Genomic DNA, 15,362 nt, shown 5'->3' on the forward strand with positions numbered 1-15,362 from the left:
CTCGGCCCGGAAGGGCTTCGGCTCCTTACCAGGGTAGACGATGGAACGCAAAAAGCCGCGTGTGCAATTAATCCCGCCCCTGATGCCCTGATGCCCTGATACCTCGACGCCCTGCTGCCCTGGGCCCCGGGTTCAGCCCGCCGCGACGGTCAGCGGTGCGAAGCGGCGGTTCCCGTCGCCCGGCAGCTCGGGACGCGAGCGGATCATGACGGCGTTGGTGGTGATCTGCTCCAGGCCGTTCGCCTTCAGCCAGGTCACCAGGGCGCTGTGTCCGGTGTCGATGTCCGTGCGCAGCGGGCGGTCGGTGGCGGCGGCGAGCGAGGCGATCAGGGCCTGTGCGGTGCCGGTGTCGCGGGCGATCACCGGGCCGATGACATGGGTCTCCATGTTGGGCCAGAGCGCGGCGAAGCCGGTGATCTCGCCGTCCTGCTCCGCGACCCTCAGCTGGTCGGCGAAGGCCGGGAGCCGGGTGATGAGGTGGGTGCGGTCGGCGCCGAAGATCTCGTGGTCGAGGCGCAACACCTGCAGCACGTCCTCGGCGGTGGCGGGCCGGACGGAACGCTCGGGCGCCGGCTCGGCCGCTGTGAAGCTGCCCTTGAGCATCTCCGCACGGGCGACCTCCGTGAAGCCCAGCTCCTCGTAGAGCGGCTGCCCGTTGCTCGTGGCGTACAGGCTCAGCGGGGTGTCGCCGGCCTCCGCGAGGACATGGCGCATCAGTCGGCGTCCGACGCCCTGCCGGGCGTAGCGCTCGGCGACCAGGACCATGCCGATGGCGGCGAGCTCCGGCCCGTACGAGGTGACCACGCAGACGGCGAGCAGCCCCTTGCCGGACGGGTCGTCGATGCCGTGTCCCACCCCGGCGGCGAGCAGCAGGCCCCACTTGTGCTCTTCCCGGGGCCAGCCCCGGTTCTCGGAGAGGTCGGCGCAGGCGAGGAGGTCGTCGGGGCCGAGGCGTCGGATCGGGAGCCGGTCGAGCGGGAGCTGAGAGAGGGGCATGGTGATCAGGCTGTCCGACGTGGCGACGGCCCGTCCACCGCTTTACGAGAACTGGCCCTGGCGAGCTGCGCGCCCCGCCCGAGGTGCCTGACGTGCGGTCGATTCCCGCAGGTGGCGGCCGCGCCGGGTCAGCCCCCAGGGCTTCAGGACGGAGATCGCCGTCATGAAGAGATAGGCCGTCGTGGAGACCACCGGGGCGCCCACCAGACTGCTGTCGGGGACTCCGGCGGCCGCCGCGTGGGCGATCTCCGGGCGCAGCGCGAAGATCGTCGCGGCGGCGGTGGCCAGGGTGAGCCAGAACTTGATCCAGACCCAGCGATGCCGGGCGAGACCCCAGGGCGTACCCAGGGAGAGCACCAGACCGCTGCCGAAGGTCACCAGGGCGACCGGGGCGAGCAGCCAGTCCGCGAAGACCTTCATGGCGCGATAGGCCGCCTGGGTGAGGGACGGGTCCTGGGTGGTGTAGGCGGTGAGACCGAGGGTGAGCAGCCCCAGGCTGAGGCCGAGCCAGGCCACGGAGACCGCCACATGGACGACGAGGAGCGCCCGCCGAACGGGCCGCTGGAGATGTTTCACGTGAAACACCGTGCCGAACGACGGCGGTGTCCCGCGTCTGACCGGGGGAGTAAGCCGGCGTACTAGCCTCGGCGTACATGACGACCCTGCGCGGCCGGCGGCGGCTGCACCTCTTCGACCTCGACGGCACGCTGATCCGTGGCTCGGCGGCCGCGGTGGAGATCTCCCGACAGCTCGGGCTGAGCCGGGAGATCGCGCAGCTGGAGCAGGACTTCCTGCTGCGCGGGCTCACCCCGGACGAGTTCGCCGTCCAGGCCCATGCGCTCTGGTCGGAGCTCACCCCGGAGCAGGTGACCACGGCCTTCGAGCAGGCGCCCTGGCTGAGCGGCATCCGGGAGGTCTGGGCCGAGATCCGGGCCGAGGGCAGCCACTGCGCGGTCATCTCGCTGTCGCCCGATTTCTTCGTCGAGCGGCTCCTCGACTGGGGCGCCGACGCGGCCCACGGCTCCCGCTGGCCCGCCGTGCCCTTCACCGGGCCGATCCACCGGCCGGGCATCCTCGACGCCTCGGCGAAGGTGCGGATCGCCGGGGAGCTCTGCGCGCGGTTCGGGGTCGATCCGGCCGACTGCGTGGCGTACGGCGACTCGATGTCCGACGCGGAGCTGTTCGCGATCGTGCCCGAGACCGTGGCCGTGAACGCCGACCACCATCTGGCCGGACTGGCCCGGCACAGCTATACGGGCGGCGATCTGCGCGAGGCCTACGCACTCGTCCGAAAGAGCGCAGCCTAGCCCTCCGCGCGGGGCGAATCACCGGGAATCCCACTTTCTGTCCGTCCTCCTCATCGCACTGCCATTCTGCGAACACAGCGGCCCACTGCGGGGAGGCAAGGACATGACGGATGCTCCGGCTGCGGCCACGGGTGCGCCGCCCCTCGTGCCGGCCGTGCCGGCGGCCCCTGAGGAAACGTTCAGCGAGCGGGCGGGGGCGGGGGCGGAGGAGCCGGACGCCTCGGCCGACGCCGTACTCGTCCGGCGGACGCTCGCCGAGATCGGGCCGACGGCGGACCGGGTCACCTCGTACTTCTACGCGCTGCTCTTCACCCGCCATCCCGATCTGCGCGCGATGTTCCCCGCCGCCATGGACGCCCAGCGGGACCGGCTCCTCAAGGCGCTGCTCACGGCGGCCGACCATCTGGACGACACCCCGGTGCTCACCGCCTATCTGCGCAACCTCGGGCGCGGACACCGGAAGTACGGCACGCGGGCCGAGCACTACCCGGCCGTCGGCGAGGCGCTGATCGGCGCCCTGGAGCGGTACGCCGGCAGCGGCTGGGACGCGGAGACCGAGGCGGCCTGGGTCCGCACGTACACGACGATCTCGCAGATCATGATCGACGCCGCCGCCGAGAACGAGAGCCACGCGCCGCCCTGGTGGCAGGCCGAGGTGGTCAGCCACGATCTGCGGACCCCCGACGTCGCGGTGATCACGCTCCGGCCCGATCTGCCCTACCCCTTCCTGGCCGGGCAGTACACGACCCTGGAGACGCCCTGGTGGCCGCGGATCTGGCGGCACTACTCCTTCGCCTCCGCGCCCCGCCCGGACGGGCTGCTCTCCCTGCATGTGAAGGCGGTGCCCGCGGGCTGGGTGTCCAACGCCCTGGTGCACCGGGCGCGCCCGGGGGACGTGCTGCGGCTCGGCCCGCCCGCGGGCTCGATGACCGTCGACCACTCGACCGACAACGGGCTGCTCTGCCTCGGCGGAGGCACCGGGATCGCGCCGATCAAGGCGCTGGTCGAGGACGTGGCCGAGCACGGGGACCGGCGGCCGGTCGAGGTCTTCTACGGTGCCCGCAGCGGCCACGACCTCTACGACATCGACACCATGATGCGGCTCCAGCAGACCTTCCCCTGGCTCGCCGTCCGCCCGGTCACCGAGGCGGAGGGACGGCTGCCGGACGCGGTGCGCCGCTACGGGCCGTGGGCGGAGTACGACGCGTACCTCTCGGGGCCGCTCGGCATGATCCGCAGCGGCCTGGACGCGCTGAAGGGCGCGGGCATCCCCACCGACCGGATCCGCCACGACTATCTGGGGGAGGTCGCCCGCGCGTCCTAGGATGCGGAGCCCCGCCAGTACCGGGAGGGCCTAGCCCAGGTCGGGCGCGTGCATCGCGCGGACGCCCTCGATGTTGCCGTCCAGGTAGTGGCGCAGCGAGAGCGGGACCAGGTGGACGGCGGCGATGCCGACCCGGCTGAAGGGCACGCGGACGATCTCGTACTCGCCCAGCGGCTCGTCGATCTCCGGGCCGTGCCGCTGCGAGGTGTCCATGGACTCGAGCCGGCACACGAAGAAGTGCTGGACCTTCACCCCGGAGACCCCGCCGTCCACGATGTGCTCGACGGTGTCGACGAAGCAGGGGACCACGTCGACGATCTTGGCGCCGAGCTCCTCGTGGACCTCGCGGTGCAGGGCCTCGACGACGGTCGCGTCGGTGGGTTCGACTCCGCCGCCGGGGGTCACCCAGTAGGGATCCACGCCCGGCTTGGTGCGCTTGATGAGGATCAGGTCGTCCCCGTCGAGCAGGATGGCGCGTGCGGTGCGCTTGACCACGGGTCGTTCGGTCATGGGAAGAAAATGGCCCGTCCCCGCTGTCCTGAAACGCGCGCCGCCCGGAAACTCACCAGTCCCCCGCGGCACGCAGCAGCAAGTCGTGGGCGCGGGCGATGTGCGGCAGGGCGAGGGTGCCGGTGCGGACGACGAGGAAGTAGGTGCGCAGCGGCGGCACCGGAGGGTCGAGCAGGGGCACCAGCCGCCGGCGCGCCAGCTCCCCCTCGCACAGATAGCGGGGCAGCACGGCGAGGCCCGCGCCGGACGCGGCGGACTCCCGGACGGCCCGCAGATCGGGGGCGATCACGGTGGCGGAGGTGGCCGGCTCGGCATCGAAGACGGCCGCCCAGTAGCGGCTGACGAAGGGCAGCGACTCGTGCACCTCGACCACCGGCAGCCGCTCCAGGGCGACGGCGCCCTTGTGCAGCAGCACCTCGGGGGAGAGCCGGGCGGCCCAGCGCGGGGCCGCGACGAGGACGTGCTCCTCGTCGCAGAGCGGGGTGGCGGTGAACAGTCCGCCGCGGGGCCGGGTGACCGCGACGGCCAGGTCGTGATGGCCGGCGGCCAGGCCGTCGAGGGTCTCCTCCGCGTTGCCCAGGAGCGAGGAGCGGACGGCGAGGCCCTGGGCGACCAGCGGGGTGAGCGCGGGCAGCACCCGGGCCGCGGTGAACTCGGGCGGCCCGGCGACATGCAGGGTGCGCACCCCGGTGTGCTCGTCGAGACCGGTCTCGGTGATCTCGACCAGGGCGTCCAGGTGCGGGGCGGCGCGGTGGGCGAGCTCGTCGCCGATGGTGGTGGGGGTGACCCCACGGGCCTGTCTGAGGAACAGCGGCCGGCCGAGCTGGCGCTCCAGGCTGCGGATCTGGCTGGTGACGGCCGGCTGGGAGAGGCCGAGGAGTGCGGCGGCGCGGGTGAAGGAACCGGCCCGGTGCACCGTGACGAAGGTGCGCAGCAGGGTCAGATCCATGTCCGCCCCCTCCCGGTGCCCGAGTCCGTGCGACCGGACCGTCCGACTACGGACCGTCCAACTATAAATAAGTCGATAGGTCGCTGTCGCTACCGTGATTGGACTCTGACACAGAGTCAACTAGCCTTGTTCGGGCGGGTGTCCGCGAGGACACCGCCGGGGGACGAGGGGCGTTCCGAGCCACGAGGGGGGAGGCTCGGAACGCCCCTGTCGCGTCAGCCGAGCGCCTTGGCCGTCTCGTCGAGGGCGCGCAGGACGTCGGTGATCAGGTCCTCCGGGTCCTCGGCGCCGACCGAGAAGCGGACGAAGCCCTCCGGCACGGCGTCGCCGCCCCAGCGCCCGCGCCGCTCGGCGGTGGACCGCACGCCGCCGAAACTGGTCGCCTCCTCCACCAGGTGCAGCGCCCCCAGGAAGTGCTCGGCCCAGGCCCGGTCCGGCAGCTCGAAGGAGATGACGGAGCCGAAGCGGCGCATCTGGCGGGCGGCCACCTCGTGCGAGGGGTCGTCGGGCAGGCCCGGGTAGCGCAGCCCGGTCACGTGCCGATGCCCCTTGAGCGCCTCCGCGACGGCGAGCGCGGTGCCGCACTGCCGGTCGATCCGCAGCTGGAGGGTGGCCAGCGAACGGTGCGCGAGCCAGGCCTCCATGGGGCCCGGAATCGCGCCGACGATCTTGCGCCAGCGCCGTACCTCGGCGGCCCGCTCGGCGTCGCGGCAGCTGACGTGCCCGAGCAGCAGATCGCCGTGCCCGGACATGCCCTTGGTGTCGCTGGCCACCGAGAAGTCGGCGCCCAGCAGCAGCGGCCGCTGGCCGAGCGGGGTCGCCAGGGTGTTGTCGACCGCGACGAGCGCCCCGGCCTCGTGGGCGGCGTCCGCCAGACGGCGCAGGTCGCACACGTCGAGCCCGGGGTTGGACGGGGTCTCGATCCACAGCAGCTTCGCGCCCGCCAGGACGGACAGCTGGGCGTCGCCGCCGGTCGGCGCGGACCGCACCTCGACGCCGTACGCCCGCAGCTGCTCGTGCACCAGCGGCACGGCCTGGTAGCCGTCGGAGGGGACGACGACCACGTCGCCGGCCTTCAGCTGGGAGAAGAGGACGGCGGAGATGGCGGCCATGCCGGAGGCGAAGACCAGCGTCTCGACGCCGCTCTCCCCCGGTGCCTCCAGGGCGCTGATGGCGCGTTCCAGATGGGTCCAGGTCGGGTTCTCGTCCCGGCCGTAGGTGTACGGGCCGGTCGGCTCGCCGGGCAGGTGGAAGTGGGCCGCGAAGACCGGGCCGGGCAGGGTGGGCTCGTACTTCACGGGCTCGGGCAGCCCCGCCCGTACGGCCAGGGTGCCGTCCCCGATCATGTCGTCCGCACCGCGCGTCGCGTCGCTGCTCATGCCGTCCGCTCCTTCACTTGCTCGCGCACGGCGGCGAGCAGTCCCGCGCTCGCCGCCTCGACCATCTCCGGGCACTCCTCGAAGCCGCCCCGGTCACCGTAATAGGGGTCCGGTACGTCGAGACCGGGCGGGCCTCAGTCGCCGTCGGGCAGCACGATGTTCAGCGCCCACGAGACGACGGAGATGATCAGGCCGCCGAGCACGGCGGTCCAGAAGCCCTCCACGTGGAAGCTGAGGTCGAACTGATCGGCCAGCCAGGACGTCAGGAGCAGCATCAGCGCGTTGACGACCAGGGTGATCAGACCGAGGGTCAGGATGAAGAGCGGGAACGTGAGCAGCTTCACGACCGGCTTGACCAGGAAGTTCACCAGGCCGAAGACCAGGGCGACCAGGATGAGGGTCCAGGCCTTCTTGCCGGTGCTGTCACCGGTCAGCGTGATGTCCTGCAGCAGCCAGATGGCCACGGCCAGTGCGCCCGCGTTCGCGAGCGTCTTGACTACGAAATTCTTCATGTGTCAGATCGTGGCAGACATGATCTGGCCAGAAACAGGGGCGGACGAGCAATGAAAGCATTCCGACTGGACGAGCTGGAGGCGGAGCGCGCCGCCAACGACGGCGCCTACCTCCAGTTCCTGCGCGAGCGCAACATGTCGGTGGGGCTGTACGCGCTCGACGCCGGGGCGCTCGATCCGCAGCAGCCGCACGGCCAGGACGAGGTGTACTTCGTGGTGAGCGGCCGGGGGGCGATCACGGTGGGGGCGGAGACGACCCAGGTGGCGCGGGGCAGTGTGGTCTATGTGCCGGCGGGGGTGCCGCACAAGTTCCACCACATCACCGAGGACCTGCGGGTCATGGTGGTCTTCTCGCCGCCGGAGGCGTGACCCCGGAGTCGTGCAGTCCCAGAGTCACGGAGTCCCGTGGACCCTGATCCGCTCCGGCCCGGAGCCCCCGGGTCCCTTAGGGGGCGGATCAGGGAAGAGCGGGGGCCGGGAGGGCCCCGCGGGCTTGGTGCCCGGCCCTAGCATCGAGGTGTCGGGCGCAGGGAGCGCCCACGGACCCGGTGGCTGAGCCCTTCGGGCTCGCACTCTTCGGAGATGAGGTAAGCGCAATGGCGGTGAAGGAGATTCTCGCGGGGATGCCGTGGTGGGTGAAGTGGATCGCCATACCCGTCATCGCACTGGTCGTCTTCGGCGGCCTGATCACCAGCGTTCTGACCTTCGTGGTCGGTCTGCTGTTCAAGCTCCTGGTGTTCGTGGCGCTGGTCGGTGGTCTGATCTATCTGGTCCGCAAGTTCACGTCCTCGTCCGGTTCTCGGGGCGACTGGTAGACCCGGCCGGGAGGCTCTGGTCCGTCAAGGGTTACCCGCCGGTATGAATGCCCTGTCGGGTATTAGCCCGGCAGAGGGAACGCGCAGGTGGAAACCCGGTGTGCCCCCTGAGGCGCCATTAGGGTGGAAAACCTCCGCCGCCCCGGGAACCACAGGCGTAGGCCCCACGGGATCCACCGGTCCCGGGTCGCGGCGGGCGCGCGGGGGCGGCCCCCGCGGGCGGGTGCGACGCACTCGTCGACACGCCTGGGGGTGACCTTTGGCCACTGCTTCGCAGCCCGCTGCGCCAACCCTGATCGGTTCGGTTCAGCGGGCGCTGAGACTTCTGGAGGCCGTGGGTTCCCACGAGGACGGGGCCCCCGCCAAACAGCTCGCGCGCGAGGCGGGACTTCCGCTTCCCACCGCGTACCACCTGCTCCGCACCCTGACGCACGAGGGCTATCTGCGCCGTGAGAAGGGTGTGTTCGTCTTCGGCGACGCGGCCGGCCGTCTGGTCGGCGGCGGAGTTCTGCAGAATCGTCGCACCAAGATCGAAGACTCTCTCGCCCACTGGCGGGACTCCATCGGCGTCCCCGTCTACTTCGCCATCTACCGCGAGGGCGAGATCGAGCTCGTCTCCGTCGCCGACACCCCCGCCGCGCCCGCCGTGGAGGAGTGGGCGGACTTCCGGGAGACCGGTCACGCGCACGCCATCGGGCAGTGTCTGCTCAGTCAACTGGATCTGAGGAGTCGTCAAGACCACCTCGACCGGCACCCGGTGGAAGCCATCACGCCATATACGCTGCGTAATCGCCGTGCCCTTTTGGACCGTTTGGGCGGTATGGGGCGAATGGAGCCCCTGGTGGAGCGTCAGGAATATGCGCTCGGCACAGTTTGTGCCGCCATCCCCATCACCGCGGGGTCAACAGCGGCCGCGATGGCGATTTCACTCCCACTTCACCAGGAAGAACGGTTGCTACCTGCTATCGCTCGGCTACAGAATGAGATCGGAAGGCTCTTCAGTTCACTCGCGTTCTCTATCAGTATCTGAAAAATCACTCCTTGTGATCTGCTAGCGCTTACAGCACGATTGCGTCAAGAGGGCCATGGGGGATCATTCCTGGCCGTTTCGACCACAGCTTTCAGCAGCGTGTTTACACAACTGCTCATCAACTGCGGGGTACATGATGCGAGAGACGGTTCAGGCCGAAGTCCTGATGAGCTTCCTCGTCTCCGAGGAGCTCTCCTTCAGGATCCCGGTGGAACTGCGATACGAGACCCGCGATCCCTACGCGGTGAGGATGACGTTCCACCTCCCCGGAGATGCGCCGGTGACCTGGGCCTTCGGCCGGGAGCTGCTCCTCGACGGGATCAACCGGCCGAGCGGGGACGGCGATGTGCACATCGCCCCCACCGACCCCGAGGGCCTCTCCGACGTGATGATCCGGCTCCAGGTCGGCGGCGACCGCGCCCTGTTCCGCGCGAGCGCGCCGCCGCTGGTCGCGTTCCTCGACCGTACGGACAAGCTCGTCCCGCTCGGTCAGGAACGTACCCAGGGTGACTTCGAGGACCACCTCGAGGCCGCGCTCGGCCGGATCCTCGCCGAGGAGAACGCGGGCTGACGGAAGGGTCGTTGAGCACGCGCCCCGGCGTTTGTCCCCGCCCGCGGCCCGTCGCCCCCGGCACCCGCCCCCGTACGGGTCAGCGCCCACCCGGCCCGTACAACCGCCCCTTCGATACGTGTCACTTGGCGCGGCGCCGACGGCCGCCGCCCCCGGCAGCCCGCCCGCCCCGGCCCGCGCGGCCGTTACCCGGGCCCGCGCCGGCCTTCGCTGCCTCCGGTCCCGGCCGGTCCGCCGACACCACGAGCGCCGCCAGGGCGGTGGTGATCGGCACCGAGGCGACCAGACCGATCGACCCGACCAGGGTCCGGACGATCTCCTCCGCGACCAGCTCGCTGTTGGCCACCGTGCCCACGCTGCTCTGCGCGATCGAGAACAGCAGGAGCAGCGGAAGCGCCGCGCCCGCGTAGGCCAGGACCAGGGTGTTCACCACCGAGGCGATGTGGTCGCGGCCGATCCGGATCGCGGCCCCGTAGAGCCGTCGCGGCCCCATGCCCGGGTCGGCCTGGTGCAGTTCCCAGACCGCGGAGGTCTGGGTGACGGTCACGTCGTCGAGCACGCCGAGCGAGCCGATGATGATCCCGGCGAGCAGCAGACCGGACATGTCGATCTGCGGGTAGAGCCCGTGGATGAGGCCGGTGTTGTCGTCGGTGTTGCCGCTGAGCGAGGCCCAGTCGATGAAGACCGAGCCCAGCAGCCCGATCAGCAGCAGCGAGACGAGGGTGCCGAGCACCGCGACCGAGGTGCGGGCCGAGAGGCCATGGCACATGTAGAGCGCGATGAGCATGATCGCGCTCGATCCGACGACCGCGACGACCAGCGGATTCGAGCCCTCGAGGATCGCCGGCAGGATGAACAGGGTCAGCACCAGGAAGCTGATGGCGAGCGCGATCAGCGCCATCACGCCGCGCATCCGCCCGACGATCACGACGGCGAGCGCGAAGATGCCGGCGAGCACCGCGATCGGCACCTTCCGGTTCACGTCGGTGACGGAGTACTGCAGGTCGCGCGGTGCGTCGGGGGCGTACGCCACCACCACGCCCTGCCCCTCGTGGAGTTGCCGGGGCGCGTCCGGCTGCACGACCTCGACGAACCTGCGGCCCTTGTCCTGGCCGGTGGTGACCTCGACGGTGGCCTTCGCGCACTGCCCCTGCTGCCCGTTGACCGCCTCGCGGCCCTGCGGGGTGGAGGTGTCGCCGGTCGGCGGGACCTGGGCGGCGTTCACGTCCTTGCAGTCGACGTGCTCGACGGAGACGACCGTGCCCTGCTCGGTCTGCCGGTCGAAGCCGACGCCGGTGCGCTGGTGCGCGGGCGTGGCGCCCGGCCACAGCACCACGAGCCCGACGACGACGGCGGTGGCGAAGGGGATCAGAACGGCCGCGATGACCTTGCGCAGATGCCGGGAGACCGGCGCGGCGGGGCCGTGACCGTGCGCATGGGAATGCCCATGGCCGTGCTCGGGCCCGTGCTCATGGCCGCGCTCGTGGCCGTGCTCGTGGCCGTGCGGTTCGGGGGGCTGCTCGGAGGAAGTCACCGACCGATCATCGCAAGAACGTCGAGACCCCCACTGTTCAGCACGCCCGGGATGCCGCTAGCGTGGTGACACCTTTGCACACGCGGGAGCTCGGAGCACCGGGCTGAGAGGGCGCTGACGATTCGCTGCGCCGACCGCCGAACCTGTTACCGGGTAATGCCGGCGTAGGGAGATCGGTCTCATGACCATTCAGGATGCACACACGCCTGCCTCCGACCAGAACGCCCCGCAGGGCGGCCAGGGCGAGCGCACGCCGGGCTGGCACAAGGGTTACGTCGAGGGCTCCCGCCCCGACCTCCGGGTGCCGGTGCGGCAGGTGCACCTCACCAACGGCAAGGACGTGACGCTGTACGACACGTCCGGCCCGTACACCGACCCGAGCGTCGAGACCGACGTCCGGCGGGGCCTGGCGCCGCTGCGCGAGAACTGGATCATCTCGCGCGGCGACACCGAGGAGTACCCGGGCCGCCCGGTCCGGCCCGAGGACGACGGCATCAAGCACACCTCGCCGCGCGGCGGCGGGCTCAAGAACCTCGACGCGGTCTTCCCCGGGCGCCCGCGGTTGCCCCGCCGCGGCCGCGACGGCCAGGCGGTGACGCAGCTCGCGTACGCCCGCCGGGGCGAGATCACCCCGGAGATGGAGTACGTCGCGATCCGCGAGAACGTCTCCCCCGAGGTCGTACGGGAGGAGATCGCGGCGGGTCGTGCGGTGCTGCCGGCGAACGTCAACCACCCGGAGATCGAGCCGATGATCATCGGCAAGCGGTTCCTGGTGAAGGTCAACGCCAACATCGGCAACTCCGCCGTCACCTCCTCCATCGAGGAGGAGGTGGAGAAGATGACCTGGGCGACCAAGTGGGGCGCCGACACGGTCATGGACCTCTCCACCGGCCGCAACATCCACACCACCCGCGAGTGGGTGCTGCGCAACTCCCCCGTGCCGATCGGCACCGTGCCGCTCTACCAGGCCCTGGAGAAGGTCGACGGCAAGGCCGAGGAGCTGACCTGGGAGATCTACAAGGACACGGTCATCGAGCAGGCCGAGCAGGGCGTCGACTACATGACGGTGCACGCCGGCGTGCTGCTGCCGTACGTGCCGCTCACCGCGCGCCGCAAGACCGGCATCGTCTCGCGCGGCGGCTCGATCATGGCCGCGTGGTGTCTCGCGCACCACAAGGAGAACTTCCTCTACACGAACTTCGAGGAGCTCTGCGAGATCCTCGCGGCGTACGACGTCACGTACTCGCTCGGCGACGGCCTGCGGCCCGGCTCGATCGCGGACGCCAACGACGCGGCGCAGTTCGCGGAGCTGAAGACCCTGGGCGAGCTCAACACCATCGCCAAGCGGCACGACGTGCAGACGATGATCGAGGGCCCGGGCCATGTCCCGATGCACAAGATCAAGGAGAACATCGACCTCCAGCAGGAGATCTGCGAGGAGGCGCCGTTCTACACGCTCGGCCCGCTGACCACGGACGTCGCCCCGGCGTACGACCACATCACCTCGGGCATCGGCGCCGCGATGATCGCCTGGTGGGGCACCGCGATGCTCTGCTACGTCACGCCCAAGGAGCACCTGGGCCTGCCGAACAAGGACGACGTGAAGACCGGCGTCATCACCTACAAGATCGCCGCCCACGCCGCCGACCTCGCCAAGGGCCACCCGGGCGCCCAGGAATGGGACGACGCGCTGTCCGACGCGCGCTTCGAGTTCCGCTGGGAGGACCAGTTCAACCTCGCCATGGACCCGGTCACGGCCCGCGAGTTCCACGACGAGACGCTCCCGGCGGAGCCCGCGAAGACGGCCCACTTCTGCTCGATGTGCGGCCCGAAGTTCTGCTCGATGAAGATCTCCCAGGACATCCGCCGCGAGCACGGTGGCGACCTGAAGGCGGAGGAGATCGAGGCGGGCATGGCCGAGAAGTCGGCCGAGTTCGCGGCCGCGGGCAACCGGGTGTACCTGCCGATGGCGGAGTGAGTCCGGGAGACGTAAGAGGTGGGCGAGGCCCTGCCGTCCCAGAGCCTCGCCCGCTGCCGGGACCACCGCCGGGAGCACCAAGAACGGCAAGAACAAGCCATTCGGGCCGTGCACTCGGCAGACTGAGTCCATGACAGCGAGATCCCTCAGCAAGGGTGCCAACGTGGCCGTGGAGTCCTCGGCGTTGCGCGTCGAGCTCGTCTGGAGCCAGGGGGCGGGGGTGCCCGATGTCGATGCCTCGGCGCTGCTGCTGACGTCGGGCGGGCGGGTGCGGGACGACGGGGACTTCGTGTTCTACAACCAGCCGCGGCATGCGTCCGGGGCCGTGGCGCATCTGGGGAAGCAGAGTGCGGCCGGTGGCATGAAGGACACCCTGGCGGTGGATCTCGGCTCGCTGGAGGCCGGGGTCGAGCGGGTCGTGTTGTGCGCGTCGGCGGACGGGGGGACGTTCGGGCAGGTGCCCGGGCTGATGATGCGGCTGCTCGACGCGGCTTCCGGGGGCGAGGTGGCGCGCTTCGAGATGACGGCCGGGACCGAGACGGCGTTCATCTGCGGCGAGCTGTATCTGCGGCAGGGGCAGTGGAAGTTCCGGGCCGTGGGGCAGGGGTACGCGGCGGGACTCGCCGGTCTCGCCACGGAGTTCGGCATCACGGTCGACGAGCCGGCCACGGGCGCTGCCGCTCCGCCCGCCCCCGTACCGGCGTCGGCGCCGGCGCAGGCGTCGGCCGCCGGAACGCGGCTCACCAAGGGCGAGGAGCGGCTGCCCGTGGACATGCGCAAGCGGCTGTCGCTGCGCAAGGAACAGGTCGCGGTCAGTCTGCGCAAGCACGGGGCGGAGGGGGTCGTCGCGCGGGTGGTGCTCGTGCTCGACGCCTCCGGTTCCATGAGCTTTCTGTACACCCGGGGCGTCGTGGCCGACGTGGTCGAGCGGATGGCCGCGGTCGCCGCGCAGCTCGACGACGACGGCGAGATGCAGGCCTGGACCTTCGCCTCCCAGCCGGCCCGGCTGCCCGACCTGCGGCTCGGCGAGCTCCCCGACTGGCTGCGGCTGCACGTACGCGTCGGGCAGGTGGGCCTCTTCCGCCGCAACAAGAGGCCGAGGGGTCTCGAACCCGGCCAGGTCGACATGCGGACGGTCGGCATCCAGAACGAGGAGCAGCGCGTCATCGCCGAGGTGCGCTCGTACGTCGCCCAGAACCCCGCTCCCGTCCCCACCCTGGTGCTGTTCTTCTCCGACGGCGGGGTCTATCGCAACGCCGAGATCGAGCAGGAGCTGCGCGCGGCGGTGGAGGAGCCGGTCTTCTGGCAGTTCGTCGGCCTGGGGCGGTCGGACTACGGCGTGCTCGAACGGTTCGACACGCTGCCCGGCCGCCGCGTCGACAACGTCGGCTTCTTCGCCGTCGACGACATCAGCACGGTCCCCGACGCGGAGCTCTACGACCGGCTGCTCTCCGAGTTCCCGAGCTGGATCACGGCAGCGCGCCAGGCCGGCATCCTCTGACCCCCGGCCTCTGTCCGACCGCTAGTCGGGCTGTCGCTCCGGCGACCCGAAGTCCGGGCTGGTGAAGTCGGGGCTGCTGTAGGTGGGGCGGATGTCGGAGGCGCCCTCGTTGGGGCTGGTGAAGTCCGGGCCGCTGTAGCCGACCTTGGGGATCCGGCCGGCCGGGGGCGGGGTCTGTTCGGGTACGGAGGGCGGCGGCGTCGCGGCGAGGGCGTCGCGGAGGAACGGGAGCACACCCCGCTCCAGGAGCGCCGCGCGCCAGGCGGCCCGGGCGCGGGTCAGCTCGTCGTCGGGGGCCTCGGCCGGGACCTCGGTGGCGCTGTTGCGCAGCGCGGTGACGAGGAGGCCGGCCCCGGCCCACAGCAGGCCGGCCGCGGCGACGGAGCCGAAGAACAGGCCTGCGGTGAGCAGCGCGTCGGCGAAGGCCGGGGCCGGGTCCAGCATCTTCAGGACGGCGCCGACCAGCAGGAAGATGACGGCCGCGGTGCCCGCGAGGAGCGGGGCGAGGACGGTCACGACGGCGACGACGCCCGCTCCGTCCGGGCCGCCGGTCCGGGTCTCGGCCGGGTCCGGTGCGGCGGTCGCCCGCACCTGTTCGCGGGTCTGCTCGCGGACCTTCACGAAGTGGTCGTACTCGGTCGCGGCGGCGGTGGTGATGAGCGCGGTCGCGTTCAGGGCCATCGCGCGCAGCTGGGTCGTGCTGAGCCGGGTCCCGGCCTCGGCGAGGTCCGGGTGGGCGTGCGCGTTGCGCAGTGCGTCGTCGAGGACCCGCTCGAACTCGGCGCGGTCCTCGGTCAGCAGGTGCGGAGCCACGTTCATTCGCATCCCCCGATGCTCCGTACGGGCCGGAACCGACCGTGACGGGACGGCGGTTCAGGCGGAAACGGAGGAGAGCCTGCTACGGATGAGCCGATGGTAGGGCGGCCACGGCACGTGGTGACAGGGTGTTTCGGGAA

16 protein-coding genes, 1 pseudogene and 1 riboswitch are annotated in these 15,362 nt (G+C 71.1%); of the genes and pseudogenes, 8 read left to right on the top strand and 9 right to left on the bottom strand.

What is annotated here, in order from left to right; all coding sequences use genetic code 11:
- Nucleotides 1-132: 132 nt before the first annotated feature.
- Both JAO84_RS18060 and JAO84_RS18065 read right to left on the bottom strand, forming a co-directional pair.
- Nucleotides 133-996, bottom strand: a complete 864-nt coding sequence (locus JAO84_RS18060; RefSeq protein ID WP_370413803.1) for a GNAT family N-acetyltransferase — start codon at nucleotides 994-996, stop codon at nucleotides 133-135.
- Nucleotides 997-1,038: 42 nt separating this feature from the next.
- Nucleotides 1,039-1,572 (bottom strand): DUF2269 domain-containing protein, encoded by a 534-nt coding sequence (locus tag JAO84_RS18065; RefSeq protein ID WP_370413804.1) that lies wholly within the window; start codon nucleotides 1,570-1,572, stop codon nucleotides 1,039-1,041.
- A gap of 77 nt (nucleotides 1,573-1,649) precedes the next feature.
- On the opposite strand from JAO84_RS18065, the gene JAO84_RS18070 reads away from it, so the two are divergent.
- Both JAO84_RS18070 and JAO84_RS18075 read left to right on the top strand, forming a co-directional pair.
- Nucleotides 1,650-2,303, top strand: coding sequence for an HAD family hydrolase (locus tag JAO84_RS18070; protein WP_370413805.1), 654 nt, complete (start codon nucleotides 1,650-1,652; stop codon nucleotides 2,301-2,303).
- The gene (locus tag JAO84_RS18075; protein ID WP_370416798.1) at nucleotides 2,248-3,627 is read left to right on the top strand and encodes a globin domain-containing protein; all 1,380 of its coding nucleotides are present in this window, start codon (nucleotides 2,248-2,250) and stop codon (nucleotides 3,625-3,627) included. Before JAO84_RS18070 ends, JAO84_RS18075 begins: the two co-directional genes overlap by 56 nt.
- Before the next feature lie 30 nt (nucleotides 3,628-3,657).
- Here the strand turns inward: JAO84_RS18075 and JAO84_RS18080 are convergent, their stop codons facing one another.
- The 5 genes and pseudogenes from JAO84_RS18080 to JAO84_RS18100 all read right to left on the bottom strand — a co-directional run bounded on the left by JAO84_RS18080 (nucleotide 3,658) and on the right by JAO84_RS18100 (nucleotide 6,977).
- Nucleotides 3,658-4,137: an NUDIX domain-containing protein gene (locus tag JAO84_RS18080; protein ID WP_265861355.1), complete on the bottom strand. Its 480-nt coding sequence runs from the start codon at nucleotides 4,135-4,137 to the stop codon at nucleotides 3,658-3,660.
- A 52-nt stretch (nucleotides 4,138-4,189) separates the two neighbouring features.
- Nucleotides 4,190-5,086, bottom strand: a complete 897-nt coding sequence (locus JAO84_RS18085; RefSeq protein WP_370413806.1) for a LysR family transcriptional regulator — start codon at nucleotides 5,084-5,086, stop codon at nucleotides 4,190-4,192.
- A 215-nt stretch (nucleotides 5,087-5,301) separates the two neighbouring features.
- On the bottom strand, nucleotides 5,302-6,465 hold the full coding sequence (locus tag JAO84_RS18090; protein WP_370413807.1) for a cystathionine gamma-lyase: 1,164 nt from the start codon (nucleotides 6,463-6,465) through the stop codon (nucleotides 5,302-5,304).
- Nucleotides 6,462-6,587, bottom strand: a pseudogene (locus tag JAO84_RS18095) (low molecular weight phosphotyrosine protein phosphatase); the annotation flags it as partial. The gene JAO84_RS18090 and the pseudogene JAO84_RS18095, both read right to left, overlap by 4 nt.
- 12 nt (nucleotides 6,588-6,599) lie before the next feature.
- Nucleotides 6,600-6,977, bottom strand: coding sequence for a phage holin family protein (locus JAO84_RS18100; protein WP_265861351.1), 378 nt, complete (start codon nucleotides 6,975-6,977; stop codon nucleotides 6,600-6,602).
- A 51-nt stretch (nucleotides 6,978-7,028) separates the two neighbouring features.
- Between JAO84_RS18100 and JAO84_RS18105 the strand changes: the two genes are divergently transcribed.
- From JAO84_RS18105 to JAO84_RS18120, 4 genes are all read left to right on the top strand, one after another.
- Nucleotides 7,029-7,346: a cupin domain-containing protein gene (locus JAO84_RS18105; protein WP_265861350.1), complete on the top strand. Its 318-nt coding sequence runs from the start codon at nucleotides 7,029-7,031 to the stop codon at nucleotides 7,344-7,346.
- Between the two features lie 233 nt (nucleotides 7,347-7,579).
- Complete coding sequence (locus JAO84_RS18110) at nucleotides 7,580-7,792, top strand: DUF5326 family protein (RefSeq protein WP_265861348.1); 213 nt, start codon at nucleotides 7,580-7,582, stop codon at nucleotides 7,790-7,792.
- A 259-nt stretch (nucleotides 7,793-8,051) separates the two neighbouring features.
- Nucleotides 8,052-8,822 carry an IclR family transcriptional regulator gene (locus JAO84_RS18115; RefSeq protein WP_306806228.1) on the top strand — a complete coding sequence of 257 codons (771 nt, stop codon included), beginning with the start codon at nucleotides 8,052-8,054 and terminating at the stop codon, nucleotides 8,820-8,822.
- A 136-nt stretch (nucleotides 8,823-8,958) separates the two neighbouring features.
- Nucleotides 8,959-9,393 carry an SsgA family sporulation/cell division regulator gene (locus tag JAO84_RS18120; RefSeq protein ID WP_370413808.1) on the top strand — a complete coding sequence of 145 codons (435 nt, stop codon included), beginning with the start codon at nucleotides 8,959-8,961 and terminating at the stop codon, nucleotides 9,391-9,393.
- 121 nt (nucleotides 9,394-9,514) lie between these two features.
- On the opposite strand, the gene JAO84_RS18125 is transcribed toward JAO84_RS18120, so the two are convergent.
- Nucleotides 9,515-10,927: a YibE/F family protein gene (locus JAO84_RS18125; RefSeq protein WP_370413809.1), complete on the bottom strand. Its 1,413-nt coding sequence runs from the start codon at nucleotides 10,925-10,927 to the stop codon at nucleotides 9,515-9,517.
- A gap of 72 nt (nucleotides 10,928-10,999) precedes the next feature.
- A riboswitch (TPP riboswitch) is annotated at nucleotides 11,000-11,115 on the top strand.
- Between JAO84_RS18125 and thiC the strand changes: the two genes are divergently transcribed.
- Complete coding sequence (gene thiC, locus JAO84_RS18130; RefSeq protein ID WP_370413810.1) at nucleotides 11,109-12,905, top strand: phosphomethylpyrimidine synthase ThiC; 1,797 nt, start codon at nucleotides 11,109-11,111, stop codon at nucleotides 12,903-12,905. (Overlaps the previous riboswitch by 7 nt.)
- 130 nt (nucleotides 12,906-13,035) lie before the next feature.
- Complete coding sequence (locus tag JAO84_RS18135; protein ID WP_370413811.1) at nucleotides 13,036-14,406, top strand: VWA domain-containing protein; 1,371 nt, start codon at nucleotides 13,036-13,038, stop codon at nucleotides 14,404-14,406.
- 21 nt (nucleotides 14,407-14,427) lie between these two features.
- Here JAO84_RS18135 and JAO84_RS18140 read toward each other — a convergent pair whose 3' ends face one another.
- A complete protein-coding gene (locus JAO84_RS18140; protein ID WP_370413812.1) occupies nucleotides 14,428-15,231 on the bottom strand; it encodes a hypothetical protein in 804 nt (267 codons plus the stop codon).
- Nucleotides 15,232-15,362: the final 131 nt, after the last annotated feature.

The organism is Streptomyces fradiae, assembly GCF_041270065.1.
Taxonomy (GTDB): domain Bacteria; phylum Actinomycetota; class Actinomycetes; order Streptomycetales; family Streptomycetaceae; genus Streptomyces.

Bases quoted from the DNA above. Each gene is read 5' to 3' on its own strand.
- JAO84_RS18060 (WP_370413803.1), bottom strand. From the start codon at position 996: ATGCCCCTCTCTCAGCTCCCGCTCGACCGGCTCCCGATCCGACGCCTC.
- JAO84_RS18070 (WP_370413805.1), top strand. From the start codon at position 1,650: ATGACGACCCTGCGCGGCCGGCGGCGGCTGCACCTCTTCGACCTCGAC.
- JAO84_RS18080 (WP_265861355.1), bottom strand. From the start codon at position 4,137: ATGACCGAACGACCCGTGGTCAAGCGCACCGCACGCGCCATCCTGCTC.
- JAO84_RS18085 (WP_370413806.1), bottom strand. From the start codon at position 5,086: ATGGATCTGACCCTGCTGCGCACCTTCGTCACGGTGCACCGGGCCGGT.
- JAO84_RS18090 (WP_370413807.1), bottom strand. From the start codon at position 6,465: ATGAGCAGCGACGCGACGCGCGGTGCGGACGACATGATCGGGGACGGC.
- JAO84_RS18100 (WP_265861351.1), bottom strand. From the start codon at position 6,977: ATGAAGAATTTCGTAGTCAAGACGCTCGCGAACGCGGGCGCACTGGCC.
- JAO84_RS18105 (WP_265861350.1), top strand. From the start codon at position 7,029: ATGAAAGCATTCCGACTGGACGAGCTGGAGGCGGAGCGCGCCGCCAAC.
- JAO84_RS18120 (WP_370413808.1), top strand. From the start codon at position 8,959: ATGCGAGAGACGGTTCAGGCCGAAGTCCTGATGAGCTTCCTCGTCTCC.
- thiC (WP_370413810.1), top strand. From the start codon at position 11,109: ATGACCATTCAGGATGCACACACGCCTGCCTCCGACCAGAACGCCCCG.
- JAO84_RS18135 (WP_370413811.1), top strand. From the start codon at position 13,036: ATGACAGCGAGATCCCTCAGCAAGGGTGCCAACGTGGCCGTGGAGTCC.
- JAO84_RS18140 (WP_370413812.1), bottom strand. From the start codon at position 15,231: ATGCGAATGAACGTGGCTCCGCACCTGCTGACCGAGGACCGCGCCGAG.